Origin of the sequence: Rhodococcus sp. JG-3 (assembly GCF_000482405.1) — a bacterium.
In the GTDB taxonomy this organism is placed as follows: Bacteria; Actinomycetota; Actinomycetes; order Mycobacteriales; family Mycobacteriaceae; genus Rhodococcoides; species Rhodococcoides fascians.
On the sequence record NZ_KI519398.1, the window covers coordinates 2,153,211 to 2,166,017 of the forward strand.

At 61.2% G+C, this 12,807-nt stretch carries 13 protein-coding genes; 9 read left to right on the plus strand and 4 right to left on the minus strand.

Annotation, left to right across the window (positions count from 1 at the left end; all coding sequences use genetic code 11):
- Positions 1 to 102 precede the first annotated feature (102 nt).
- The 3 genes from K414_RS0111695 to K414_RS0111705 all read left to right on the plus strand — a co-directional run bounded on the left by K414_RS0111695 (position 103) and on the right by K414_RS0111705 (position 3,313).
- Positions 103 to 1,056: a LysR family transcriptional regulator gene (locus K414_RS0111695; RefSeq protein ID WP_027496122.1), complete on the plus strand. Its 954-nt coding sequence runs from the start codon at positions 103 to 105 to the stop codon at positions 1,054 to 1,056.
- A 230-nt stretch (positions 1,057 to 1,286) separates the two neighbouring features.
- Complete coding sequence (locus K414_RS0111700) at positions 1,287 to 2,258, plus strand: putative oxygenase MesX (RefSeq protein ID WP_027496123.1); 972 nt, start codon at positions 1,287 to 1,289, stop codon at positions 2,256 to 2,258.
- Between the two features lie 26 nt (positions 2,259 to 2,284).
- A complete protein-coding gene (locus K414_RS0111705; protein ID WP_027496124.1) occupies positions 2,285 to 3,313 on the plus strand; it encodes a methionine synthase in 1,029 nt (342 codons plus the stop codon).
- Positions 3,314 to 3,387: 74 nt separating this feature from the next.
- Here the strand turns inward: K414_RS0111705 and K414_RS26695 are convergent, their stop codons facing one another.
- Entirely contained in the window at positions 3,388 to 4,896 is a 1,509-nt protein-coding gene (locus K414_RS26695; RefSeq protein WP_237606474.1) for an MFS transporter, read from the minus strand.
- A 187-nt stretch (positions 4,897 to 5,083) separates the two neighbouring features.
- Here K414_RS26695 and K414_RS0111715 point away from each other — a divergent pair, with 187 nt between their 5' ends.
- Positions 5,084 to 5,623, plus strand: coding sequence for a TetR/AcrR family transcriptional regulator (locus K414_RS0111715; RefSeq protein WP_027496125.1), 540 nt, complete (start codon positions 5,084 to 5,086; stop codon positions 5,621 to 5,623).
- A gap of 134 nt (positions 5,624 to 5,757) precedes the next feature.
- Entirely contained in the window at positions 5,758 to 5,991 is a 234-nt protein-coding gene (locus K414_RS29380) for a hypothetical protein (RefSeq protein WP_027496126.1), read from the plus strand.
- On the opposite strand, the gene K414_RS0111725 is transcribed toward K414_RS29380, so the two are convergent.
- Positions 5,969 to 6,832, minus strand: a complete 864-nt coding sequence (locus K414_RS0111725) for a LysR family transcriptional regulator (RefSeq protein WP_027496127.1) — start codon at positions 6,830 to 6,832, stop codon at positions 5,969 to 5,971. The two genes, K414_RS29380 and K414_RS0111725, sit on opposite strands and share 23 nt — an antisense overlap.
- A gap of 98 nt (positions 6,833 to 6,930) precedes the next feature.
- Here K414_RS0111725 and K414_RS0111730 point away from each other — a divergent pair, with 98 nt between their 5' ends.
- From K414_RS0111730 to K414_RS0111740, 3 genes are all read left to right on the plus strand, one after another.
- Positions 6,931 to 7,959, plus strand: coding sequence for a nitronate monooxygenase (locus K414_RS0111730; RefSeq protein ID WP_027496128.1), 1,029 nt, complete (start codon positions 6,931 to 6,933; stop codon positions 7,957 to 7,959).
- A gap of 95 nt (positions 7,960 to 8,054) precedes the next feature.
- Positions 8,055 to 8,495: an Rrf2 family transcriptional regulator gene (locus tag K414_RS0111735; RefSeq protein ID WP_027496129.1), complete on the plus strand. Its 441-nt coding sequence runs from the start codon at positions 8,055 to 8,057 to the stop codon at positions 8,493 to 8,495.
- A 41-nt stretch (positions 8,496 to 8,536) separates the two neighbouring features.
- Positions 8,537 to 9,781 (plus strand): globin domain-containing protein, encoded by a 1,245-nt coding sequence (locus K414_RS0111740; RefSeq protein WP_152530405.1) that lies wholly within the window; start codon positions 8,537 to 8,539, stop codon positions 9,779 to 9,781.
- Positions 9,782 to 9,809: 28 nt separating this feature from the next.
- On the opposite strand, the gene K414_RS0111745 is transcribed toward K414_RS0111740, so the two are convergent.
- Both K414_RS0111745 and K414_RS26700 read right to left on the minus strand, forming a co-directional pair.
- Positions 9,810 to 10,445, minus strand: coding sequence for a hypothetical protein (locus K414_RS0111745; protein WP_202595062.1), 636 nt, complete (start codon positions 10,443 to 10,445; stop codon positions 9,810 to 9,812).
- Between the two features lie 134 nt (positions 10,446 to 10,579).
- Entirely contained in the window at positions 10,580 to 12,016 is a 1,437-nt protein-coding gene (locus K414_RS26700) for an MDR family MFS transporter (RefSeq protein WP_037219156.1), read from the minus strand.
- An 86-nt stretch (positions 12,017 to 12,102) separates the two neighbouring features.
- On the opposite strand from K414_RS26700, the gene K414_RS0111755 reads away from it, so the two are divergent.
- The gene (locus tag K414_RS0111755; protein ID WP_027496132.1) at positions 12,103 to 12,753 is read left to right on the plus strand and encodes a TetR/AcrR family transcriptional regulator; all 651 of its coding nucleotides are present in this window, start codon (positions 12,103 to 12,105) and stop codon (positions 12,751 to 12,753) included.
- Positions 12,754 to 12,807: the final 54 nt, after the last annotated feature.

Genomic DNA, 12,807 nt, shown 5'->3' on the forward strand with positions numbered 1-12,807 from the left:
CACTGCACGTCGGGCGGCCGCCGTTCTCGACCTGGTCGCTGGATCGAGCCCGCTGTCGACGGCTCGGGTGCGGAGAGATGAACAAGTGCGATGATTTCTGTCATGGCACGGGACGTCGCGGGCACGGTGCGAGGCATTACCCTTCAGCAGTTGCGCTACTTCGTAGAAGTGGCCGCCGAGGGGTCCATCAGTGCCGCGGCGGACTTGCTCTACATCGCGCAACCGACCATGTCGGCCGCATTGAAAGACCTGGAACGTCGCGTGGGTCGGACCCTCTTCGTTCGCTCGACCCGTGGGGTGACACTCACAGAGGATGGAACCGAATTTCTCGGCTACGCGCGCCAGGTGGTCGAGCAATCAGAACTCTTGGAACAGCGGTACCTCGGCCGTGGGCCCGCTCGACGACTCCTGGCCGTCTCGACTCAGCACTACTCATTCGTTGTCGACGCCTTTGTTCGCATGGTGAAAGCGTCCGAGGCTCCGGAGTATTCGTTCAGTCTTCGAGAGACCCGTACGTGGGAAATCATCGAGGATGTCCGCACGCTCCGCAGTGAACTCGGTGTCCTCTATCGCAGCGAGTTCAATGGAAGCGTCATCGACAAGCTGATTCGCGAGGCAGGTCTGGTTTTCACGCCGCTGTTTCTGGCATCGCCGCATATTTTCATCGCCCGCACGAATCCCCTGGCGGGGCGAAAGAGTGTGGAGCTGAGTGATCTCGAAGAATTTCCGCGTCTCACGTTCGACCAGGGCGCGAACAATTCCTTCTACCTCTCCGAAGAGATACTCTCCACCCGTTCGTCCAAACAAGAAATCCGGGTGAGCGATCGTGCCACCATCTTCAACCTCATGATCGGTCTGGGCGGATACACGATCTCCACCGGCATTGTCTCGGATGATCTCGATCCGTCCATCGTCGCTGTTCCGCTCGATGTCGACGATCGCATCGAGATCGGTTGGATCGGTCATGCCTCGGTGTCTTTGACCGTCCAGGCTCAGCGCTTCGTGGCGGAGATGCGCGACGTCGTGTCTGGTTTCGGCGTCGACCTATTGACCTAGCCATTGCCTATGGTCAGCCATAATCGAGAGTGATTAGGCTATGTCGACTGGTCGATTTAGGCTGTTGCTCAGGCCGTTTCGGACAGCTGCCTCCCGGTTCTATGGACCTGAGAAATCGGCCCGACCATCGAGTAGCTCGGTCGAAGGGTCGCGAGGGCTCAGGCAGTGAACCCGTGTGGTGACGCGTTCGTCGCCACATTCACCGCACGTGATTGGGGTTACTAGTCAGCATGAGGAACGACTGTACTTTCAGCATCAGCACGACGCGCTTCGACGAGGATTACACCCCGTCGACGAACTCGCGTCGCACGACCAACTTTGCGAATCTTGCACGCGGCGAGGATGGTCGACAGAACTTGCGTAACGCGGTGACGATGATGAACACCCGTCTCAACGAGGTGGTTCACTGGGACAATCCACGTGGTGACCGCTACGCACTCGAACTCGACATCATCTCGGTGGATCTGCAACTAGTATCCGTCGGGGCCGAAGCCGCATTTCCGGTAATCGAAATTCTCGATGTCGGAATAGTCGATACCACTACCGGCACCCGCACAGAGGGCATCGTCGGAAACAACTTCTCCTCATACATTCGCGACCACGATTTCGTTGTTCAGCTCCCGAAGCACCGAGCGACGGGAATTCCCAACGACTTCGGCGATGTACATGGTCAGGTCTTTCAGCGTTTTGTCGATTCGCCCGAGTACCGTGAACGGTTCTCGCAACCACCTGTCATCTGTATCAGTGTGTCGACTTCCAGTACCTACCGTCGCCTCACGAATCATCACCCGGTCCTCGGGCTCGAATACGGGGCAGAGGGCACCTCGATCACCGATCAGTACTTCGGAAAAATGGGTCTCGGGGTTCGCTACTTCATGCCCAAGGGGTCCGTCGCTCCCTTGGCGTTCTACCACTGCGGTGACTTGCTCAACGACTATTCGGTCCTGGCACTCGCGGGCACGATCGCGACGATGGAGACTTTCCAAAAAATCTATCGGCCTGAAATCTACAACGCGAATACTGCTGCCTCGGAGGTCTACCAGCCGAGTCTCGACAACGAAAACTATTCACTTCCGCAGGTGAGCTACGACCGTGTCGAGCGCAATCGACTTGCGACGACACAGGCAGAGTTCGCCGACGTGAATCTGATGCAACCGTATGGGTCAGTCCTGAAGCGGTGGGCTACCGATCGATGCGCCTGACCGAGCGAGACCGAAAGGTATAAGAGATGTTCCCACTCCTGCCCACCTCGATCGTCGGAAGCCTACCCAAGCCCTCGTGGCTCTGTGAGCCGAAGAAGCTCTGGTCGCCGTGGAAATTACCAGACGACGAACTGCGCGAAGGAAGACTCGACGCTCAGGCGCTCGCAGCTGATGAGCAGCGTCGTGCCGGTCTCGACATCATCAGCGATGGTGAACAAACGCGTCAGCACTTCGTGACCACGTTCATCGAGCATCTCGAGGGTGTCGACTTCGATCGACGCGAAACTGTGCGAATTCGGGACCGATACGATGCGAGCGTTCCGACGGTTGTCGGTGCGGTGAGCCGCGAACAATCAGTGTTTGCCGCAGATGCAACGCGCCTTCGAGCAGTGACCGACCAGCCGATCAAATGGGCACTGCCCGGCCCTATGACAATGATCGACACGCTCTACGACGACCACTACAAGAGTCGCGAGAAGCTGGCATGGGAGTTCGCGACTCTTCTGAACCAAGAGGCAAAAGACTTGGAAGCGGCAGGCGTCGACATCATTCAGATCGACGAGCCCGCATTCAACGTGTTTTTCGACGAGCTCGAAGACTGGGGAATTGCGACACTCGAGCGTGCAATCGAAGGGCTGAATTGCGAAACAGCCGTACACATCTGTTACGGCTACGGCATCAAAGCCAACACCGACTGGAAGGCAACTCTCGGGGCCGAGTGGCGCCAGTACGAACGGTCGTTCCCACTGTTGCAACAGTCTTCGATCGACATCGTGTCGCTGGAGAGTCACAATTCGCGCGTACCTGTCGACTTGATCGAACTGCTTCGAGGTAAGAAGGTCATGCTGGGTGCGATCGATGTAGCAAGCGACACCGTCGAGACTGTCGAGGAAGTCGCTGAAACCCTCAGTCGCGCACTTCCGTTCGTCGACGCAGAAAAGCTCTACCCAAGTACGAATTGCGGTATGGCGCCACTCGACCGACGCGTCGCACGAGACAAGATGGTCGCGCTCACCGCTGGCGCGGAACTCCTGCGACGTCAATTGTCCGAGTAGTTCTCTGCCGAACTCGAAGTTGTGGATGGATTTCGGACGGATTCCGTCCACAACTTCGAGTTCGACCGACGGTGTCAGGTTGCCCGGTTGGTTTCGTGTACCTCGATGTCGGCGTGATCACCGGAGTCGTCGCGTTGGCCTGCTGGGATCTTCCGCATGATCAGCCAGGAGGCGCCGCCTGCGACGACCATCAAGCATGCGGCGATACCAGACGTGATGGTCACGCCACTGGTGAAGGCGTCTGCGGCCGAGTCGAGCAATCCACTGGCCTGTTCGGCCGGCAGTCGGTCCGCTACGGCTTGGGCACCGCCGAGGGTTTCTCGCGCCGCGGAAGTGTCGAAACCGGCGTTCTCGGGCGTGACGACGTTGGCACGGTACTGCGCCAACAGGATTGCACCGAGCACGGACGTACCGGTGACGGCACCGAGCTCGTAGGCCGTCTCGGAGATAGCGGCCGCGGCACCGGCCTTTTCCGGGGGAGCTGTGGACAAGATCATGTCGTTCGAGATGGTCTCTGCAACTCCGATACCTGCTCCGAGGGCCGCGAACGCCGCGACGAAGGACCACACCGATGTCGGCTCGGCGAACACCGCGATCGTTGCGTATCCGAACGCCGCCAACATCATTCCGCCCGAGATGATCATGGCAGGCCGCAGCATTCGTGCCAGTACGACTGCCAGGAGGCCTGCGGTGATCATCGCCAGAATGCCGGGCAGCAAGCGGAGCCCAGCTTGCATCGGGCTCAACCCGACGACGAGCTGAAGGTGTTGCGATACGAAATACAAGAATCCGACGAGCGCGAATATCGCGAGCAGGTTGACCAACACTGCGCCGGCGAAGGCAGGCACGGTGAACAGGCGAACATCGAGCATCGGGTCGGGCCGGCGGAGCTGCCTGCGTACGAACATCCAGACTGCCAGTGCTCCGATCAGCGCGGGTAGCGCCGTGCCGAACAAGCTTCCTCCACTTGCCAAATCCTTGATTGCATAGACGATCGGGGTCAAGGCGAGTAGGGACAGGGCGATGCTGATGCCGTCGATACGCGCAGGATCGGGGTCCTTCGATTCGGGTACCAGAACCGGTGCCAGTATCAGCAACGGCACCAGGAGTGGAATCGCGAACAAGAACACCGAACCCCACCAGAAGTGCTCCAACAAGAATCCGCCGACGACAGGTCCCATAGCCGCACCCGCTCCGATGGAGGCCGACCAGATCGCGATCGCCAGACGGCGTTCGGAGCGATCGGTGAACAGATTGCGCAATAGAGACAGGGTCGCGGGCATCAAGGTGGCACCGAAAAAGCCGAGGCCGGCACGTGCGGCTATCAACATCTCGGGCGTCTGCGAGTAGGCCGCAACAACGGATACCGCTGCGAAGCCGGTCGCGCCGATGAGCAGTAAGCGTCGTCGTCCGATTCGGTCGCCCAGGCTGCCCATCGCGACGAGCAACCCTGCCAAGACGAGTGGGTAGGCGTCGATGATCCAGAGTTGTTGTGCGCCAGAGGGTTGGAGAATTTCTGCGATCGAAGGTAGAGCGAAGGACAGTACTGTGTTGTCGATCGCGATGATCAACACGGGCAGCATCAAAACGGCGAGCGCGCACCATTGGCGAACCCCCGCCGTTCTGCCGTGCGAGAGGTGACCTGGAGTGGGCGGACTTGTGAGTTCAGGCATGTGCCGTCTTCCGATGAGAGTGGGCGGGTCGTCGTTACTGTACCAACCGGACGGTGCAGTAACGAGTCGACGTCACATTCGCCCGTAAACTCTTGCTGTGCCTCCTCCTCCCGTAGCGCGTGACAAGTCGTTGAACGCTTTCGTCAAGCTCGTGCTGGAGCAGGGGGAGAAGGCGGCGACCCTCGACGCGGTTGCCGCTGCTGCCGGGATCTCGAAGGGCGGCTTGATGTACCACTTCCCCAGCAAGGAAGCTTTGGTGGAGGGTTTGATGGGGGTCGTGGAGGAGCTCGCGGCCGAGGATGTTCGACGGATGAGGGAGCATCCAGAGGGCCCAGCGGATTACCACATACGCACATCGACGTTCCACGACACTGCTGTCGATCGTGCTGTGGTTGCCACGATGCGGCTGAGTCAGGGTGCGAATGCGCTCGCGCAGCAGACCCTGGGGCGGATCCGGCAATCCTGGTTGGACGCGTTGAACGAGCAGATCGCTGATCCGGCGGTCGCAGAAGCGGTACTTCTGATGGGCGACGGCCTCTACTTCGCTGCAGCATCGGCCGGAACGGACTACCGATCGCCCGACCACATCGAAGCGTTGGTCGGCGTCGTACACAGGCTCATCGACTCTCGTCCCTGAGGGAGGCACGTGGCTCATCGCCCGACGCTGCATGAACACCGTGCTAGCAGTGCTGGGTGGTGACTCCAGAAGGGCGTCCCTCCCGTTTGCGGGGGCGAACGCTGCCCGATTCACGCCATGAATGTGGACAAGCATTGATCGAGTCGAACTCCGCAGCACCCCTGACCGCCGTCTATGGCTTGGGGCAGATGCTAGGACCGCTGATGGTCGCGCCGGTCATCGGCGATGGCTACGGAGTTGCCTTCACCATTGCGTTCGTCGTACTCGCCTGTGCTACCGCGCTTTACGTGATCATCGCACGGAAAAACCTTCCCCGGAGATCAGACTGGAAGGCGGTCGGTCAGTTCAAGTATTTTGCCAATCGGTGAAAGCAACGTCGAGAAACCATCGAACGGCTCGTGGCGGCATCGGCCCCTCACGCCACGCCAGCCGCACCTGGGTCGGCGGAGCACCGTCGATAGGGAGAAACCGTAGGCCGGGGTGAGAGATCCGTCGTGCGGCGAGTTCCGGAACGATGCCGATTCCGCGTCCGGCGGCGATGTTCTCGAGCCATTCCTCGAAATTCCGGCAGGTGATCACCACCCGCGGTTCACCGTTCGCGGCAACCGGAATGGAGTCGGCTGTTGTCGAACCGGACAGCGTATTGACCACCAATGGACCGGGAGGGAGCGCATCCCACCGCACTTCGGTTGCATTGTCGAATGAAAGGTTCGACCGGCTGACCGCGAGAATCCGTCGTTCGCTGCCGAGCTGACGAGTCACCGTTCCGGCCGCCAAATGATGTGGGCGGCTTCGGTAGAGCGCCACATCGACTTCGCGCGCATCCAACGCCGCAAGCGGATCGTCGACTCGGCGCACGTCCACGTCAGCGGCGTATTGACGGACAAGAGATTCACGCGTGGCGGCGAACCATCCGTCGGGGAGCAACCATGCAAAGCCCAACCGTACGACCGGGTGGTCGTCGAGATCTGCGATCAGCGAATCCACCTCTCCCAGGATTCTGCGTGCACGCCCCAGCACGACCAATCCGTCCTCGGTCAGTTCGGCAGTACGGGACTCGATCAATTGACGCCCGCAACGCTGTTCGAGTTGACGAACCGAACGCGTCAGTGTCGGCTGCGAAACGCGCAGTTCGGCGGCTGCGGCGGTGTGAGTGCCACAGTCCGCCAGAGCGACCAACGCGCGCAGGTGTCTCAGCTCGACCTCCATACGTCCAGCGTATATCTACCGGTGCTCGGCGTATTGGCCTGCTGCGCCGATGGCTCCTACTCTCGGACTCACAGCCCCACCCTTCTCTAGGAGTTTCGATGTTTCGATACGAGTCGTTGCAGGTGCCTATCGTCGGAGCGCCGATGGCGGGAGGCCCGACGACCCCTGACTTGGTTGCAGCAGTACGGAATTCAGGTGGACTGGGGTTCCTTGCCGCGGGTTATCTCACCCCGGAAAGGTTGACCGCGGACATCGTTGCCGTTCGCGGTGCTGGCATAGAAACGTTCGGGGTCAATCTGTTCGTCCCCGAGGACGGGCAGGTTGTCGACACCGAGGACATTGCGCGGTATCGCGCGCTGCTCCAGCCCTACGCCGATGATCTCGGCGTCGAACTCCCCGCCGACAGCACCCTTGCCGAAAATATCGACGACTACTGGGAGGAGAAGCTCGACATCGTCGTGGTCGAAGCCATCCCGGTCGTGTCGTTCACTTTCGGGTGCCCAAGTGCCGACATCATCGCCCGCCTGCACGAGGCCGGGAGCGCCGTCACCGTCACCGTCACTAACGAAGAGGACGCCCGCGCGGCGGTCGATGCAGGTGCCGACTCCCTGTGCGTACAAGGCCCCGATGCCGGCGGGCACCGCTCGACCTTTCGCATCGATGCCGAGAATTCGGACATTGCCCTCGACGAGTTGATTCCTGCGATACGCCGAGCAGTGTCGGTTCCCCTCGTGGCCGCCGGCGGGATCACCACCGCGTCCGATGTCCGTCGAGTCCTGGGCTACGGGGCAGTGGCGGCTCAGGTCGGAACCGCCCTGCTCCGATCGCCGGAAGCCGGGACGAAGCCTGCCCACGCCGCCGCCTTGGTCGATCCTCGGTTCACCGAAACGGTGGTCACTCGAGCCTTCAGCGGCCGTCCCGCCAGAGCCTTGCGCAACAAGTTCATCGATCGGTTCGATACCGGATCGTCACGCCAGTACCCCGCCGTGAACACGCTGACCGGCGGCATCCGCAAGGCCGCAGCGAACGACCCTCATTGCATCAACCTGTGGGCCGGTGCCGGGCACCGCAGCGCTTCCGCTGACCCGGCAGCGCGAATTATCGAAGAATTGGCCTCGGAGTTGTGAGGAATGTCCAGGTGTAAAAACCGCACGGATCGTGGTGTTTGAACCCACGCTCCAAAACCCGCATCGGGTGTACGGGATTGAGTACCGTCGTAGACATGCAACTGACTCGCTTCAGCGATCTGGCCCTACGGGCGATGATGTTGCTGGCAGCCGCCGGCCCGGACGGTCCCCGGATGACCACTGGAGCCATTGCAGTTCGAGTGAACGCGTCCGAACACCATGTTGCGAAAGCGATTACACGCTTGGTCGGATTGGGCTGCGTTCGTGCGCAGCGCGGCCGCACCGGCGGGCTCTTCCTCACCGACACGGGCCGATCGATATCGGTGGGCCACCTGATCCGTCAGCTCGAAGGCGATCGCGAAGTTGTCGAGTGCGTAGGGGACCGGCCCTGCCCACTTCTTGCCGCCTGCCGATTGCGGCATGCCTTGGCCGTCGCCAAGGAAGCGTTCTATGGCGAACTCGACCGCTACACGATCGACGATCTAGCCGCGTCCCCGACCATTCCACTCGCAATGGTCGCTTTTCCCTCACCCTGACCTGCCATTTCGATGTCGGTGGTCCATTGGAAGGAATACCTATGTCCACGTTCGGTCCCCTCACTGTCGATCACGAGCTCCAACCCGATCACGTCGACGTCGTCAGAGCGACGTTGCCGTTGGTGGGTGCCAATATCGACGCCATCACAACAAACTTCTATGCGCGCATGTTCGCCGCACGACCGGAGCTGCTGCGAAATCTGTTCAACCGCGGGAATCAGGCACAGGGAGCGCAGCAACGAGCTCTGGCCGCGTCGATCGCAACGTACGCCACTCATCTGGTGGACCCGACGCTGCCGCACCCGGACGAAATGCTGTCCCGGATCGGACACAAGCACGCATCTCTCGGAATTACCGCCGACCAGTACTCGATCGTGTACGAGCACCTCTTCGCTGCGATCGTCGACGTACTCGGTGCCGAGACAGTGACGACCGAAGTCGCCGAAGCCTGGGACCGGGTGTATTGGATGATGGCCGACACTCTCGTCGATCTCGAGAACCGCCTTTACGAGAGTGCGGGAGTGGTTGCGGGCCAGGTCTTTCACCGCGGAATCGTCACTATGCGCACCGAAGATCCGTCCGGGGTAGTGGTGATCGGTGTGACCGGCGACTGGCCCGAGCCTCGAAAGGAGCACCCGGGTGGGTACGTCTCGGTCGGAGTGACTCTGCCCGACGGCGCGCGACAGATCCGCCAGTACAGCCTCATCTCCGGCAGTGACACAGGCGAATTGACGTTCGCTGTCAAGCCTGTCGTCGCCAGCGGTGGCTGCCCGGCAGGTGAAGTGTCGAACTGGATCTCGAGCACGCTACGCCCGGGAGACCTCGTCGACATCAGCATCCCGTTCGGTGATCTGCCGACAGAGGACATCTCTGCGGGGCCCACCGTATTGATCTCGGCCGGCATCGGCATCACGCCGATGAACGGGATTCTCGAACATCTCGCTCTGTCGGGTACGCAATCCGAGGTGTTGGTTGTCCACGCAGACCGTAGCCCCGCCGACCATCCGCTTCGGGCCCGTCAGCGACAACTGGTCGACGCCTTGCCGAACGCCGTCCTCGAACTCTGGTACGAGGAGCCCGGCGATGTGGCCGATGCACACCATGGGCTGTTGGATCTCACTCTTGTCGAACTTCCTCAGGGTGCGACGTTCTTCGTCTGCGGCAGTATCGGTTTCGTGCGGGCCGTCAGATCGCAACTCGTCGACTGTGGGGTCGACAAGTCGCGTGTCCATTGCGAACTGTTCGCCCCGGACGAGTGGTTGCTCGGCGCAAGCGTCGGCCGGTAGCCGCGCCGGCGTCCCGGGCTACCTTCGGTCAAAGTCCGTACTTGCCGTCGGCCCAGTACGGTCGCACAGTCACGCTGCGCCTTGCCAAGCCGAGCCCCTCGATGAGTGCTTTCCTGTGGCGTTGGATCGATTGGGCGTGGCCGAGCAGCCAGGCTCCACTGATATGCCCGAGGTCCCCGGCGACGATGGCGGTCTCCAGCCATGACTGCAGTGCATCACCGGGTGCGTCGGTTGCGGGCACGAAGCGATACTTCGGCCATCGTATTGCCAAGTAGGGGAGAGCTTTCGCTCTCACTTCGATGACTATGTCGGCCCCTGGGTTGTCATGGCCGTAGGCATCGAGCGTGCCGAGAGAGCACGCGTCACCGAGACAGAGGTTTCGGGTTCCATTCCTGAACGACGAGCGGTGCCTGCCCGCCAGCAAGGTCGTGTCGTCGCCGGGCCGCAGCCGGCTGATCCATGTGGCTCCCGGTCCCGATGGCGTGGTGTCCACGAGGATTCCGATGCGTTCCAACTCTTGGCTGTTGTTTACCGTTCGGACGGTGTAGCGGCGTCCGAGAGTGGGGGTCACTCGAAATTGGATCTCGTGGCCTGGGTGCCACCCGCCCGGCGGCGCGTCCGCAGCCAGCTGTAGTTCGATGAAGCCGGGGGCCGGAGCACTCACGTCGAGCACGCGAGCCCGTCGACCCAACGCCGATTGTGCCAAATTTCCTATGAATGCTGGTGATTGGGGCACGGGGGTCCTCGATTCGACTGGGTGCGCCGATGCCTCGTGGCGCGGGGTTGGTTGACGGGTTTTCACTCGACCGACGCAGAAGGTGCCGGTTCGTTGCTTGTTTCGGCTGCCGGCAGAAAGAATGCGATGAGTAGGGGGATAGCGCTCAAACCTATTGTCCACCAAAAACTATGGGCGAAGGCCGCGAGCTGGCCGGCCTGAGTCGTGGCATCGTTGAGCAGATTTTGGAGGATGATTGCGATGACTGCGACGCCGAAGGGTGCCCCGACACGTTGGACCACGCTGAATGCAGCACTGCCTCTCGGCGCTTCGTCGTGACCGAGGCTCGCGAAGGCGAGGGTCATCACCGGGAACGTTGCGGCACCGAAACCGATACCCTGCAAAACCTGGCCGGCCAGCATCAACGCAGTCCCGCCTTCCGCACCCGCGAGAGCGAACGGCAGGATCCCGATCATCGTCATGAGCACCCCTGTGGCGACGACGATCCGGGCGTCCACGGCGGCCGCGAATCTGCGTAGGACGAGGAAGAACAACATCGTTCCGAGCCCCTGCGGGATGAGCAACAATCCGGTGGCGAGCACCGACTCGCCACGGACCTGCTGATAGAAGAGCGGCAGCAAGAACATGACTGCGTACACCGAAAATCCGCTGACGAAAGTGATGATGCTGGTCAAGCCAAAGCTGCGTCGCGTGAACAACCGGACGTCCAGCAGCGCTGGGCGTCGGGCATGCAGCGAGTGGAACGTGAATGCTGTCAGTAGTGCAATCCCGCCCGCGATGGGCGACCACGCTGCGACGGCGAGGAATCCTCCGTGTTCCGGTGCCTGGCTGACGCCATAGGCGATCGCCACAATCGCGGGGGTGAGCAGAGCGAAGCCGAGAAAATCGAACCGATGATGACGGCCGCCTGACGTGGCGGGCAGAACCCACGGTCCCAGTGCGAGCGCAGCGAGGCAGAAGGGGACGTTCACGAAAAAGAGCCAATGCCAGTGCAGTGACTGCAGAATCAACCCTCCGAGAACCGATCCCAGGATGGGCGCGAGTTGGGCAGGCAGTGCCACTGCGATCATCGCGCGACCGATTCGCGGTTTACCCGCCGCGCGCGTGAGGATCGAGATCGTGATGGGGAGAACCATGCCTCCGCCGATTCCTTGAAGCACTCGGAATCCGATGAGCGCCGGCAGCGAGTCGACCACTCCGCAGAGGATCGAGCCGGCCAAGAACGTTCCGACCGCAATCATCCACGCATTTCGCGAACCGATTCTCTCGGAGAACCATCCGCTGACGGGTATGACCGCGACGAACGCGAGTAGGTATGCGGTTGTCACCCATTGGGTTTGCGCCACCGATGCGCCGAAAGCCGTATGCAGGTGATCGAGAGCGATATTGACAATTGTGGTGTCGAGAAGCGTCGTGAAGGCACCGAGGACCAGTACCAGGCTGATGGCATTCAGTCTGCGGTCGGTCACCGCAGCAGAAGGGGGTGAGAAAGATGTCATGCAGCTAAACTAGACGGTTCAGTTTAGTAGCGCAAGACTGTACGGTACAGTTCACTTCGCAGGCAGATTCGAAGGAGATGACGCGGATGAACGACCCCAGAGCTACGAAGCCGGTCCGTGAAGGGTCCCCACTCAAGCGCGCGGCGATCGTCGCCGCAGCGCGCGAGCTGTTCGTCCAGCAAGGAGTCGATCGCGTCAGCATGGATGCCGTTGCGTCCAGTGCGAAGGTGTCCAAAGCGACTGTCTACGAATACTTCGGCGACAAACGCCGCCTTTTCCTGGCCATACTCGCCGATGTTTCGCAGTCCCTGCTGACGACAGTGCAGCTCGCGCTCGACAAGCATCTGTCGGACACGGCGCCCATCACGACCGTGCCGCAGTTGCAGCAGACGCTCACCGAAGTTGCCATCGACTTGGGGCAATCTGTTGTCGGTTCGGCTGACTACAGCGACGGATTCGCACTCGTCGCACAAGAACGACTGCGTACGCCATCGACCGAAGACGACATCGCAACGGACGCCGTTGTTCTGGCCCTCGCCGAGCGTCTCGGGCATTTCGTGGACGTTGGGTTGGTAGAGACCGACCGTCCGGAATTGGCGGCAGAGCATTTCTTCGCATTGACTGTTCTGTTGGCGTTCGACCGACACCCCGGCCCGGCCAATCGCGACGCTCAGGGAATCCGCCAGACAATGATCGACGGTGTGCACGCCTTCGTTCGTGCGTATTCCCCGCGCTAGAGACCGTTGCTGTCCAGTCGGGTCCAGTCGTCACATGGAAACGCCGTGACGGCG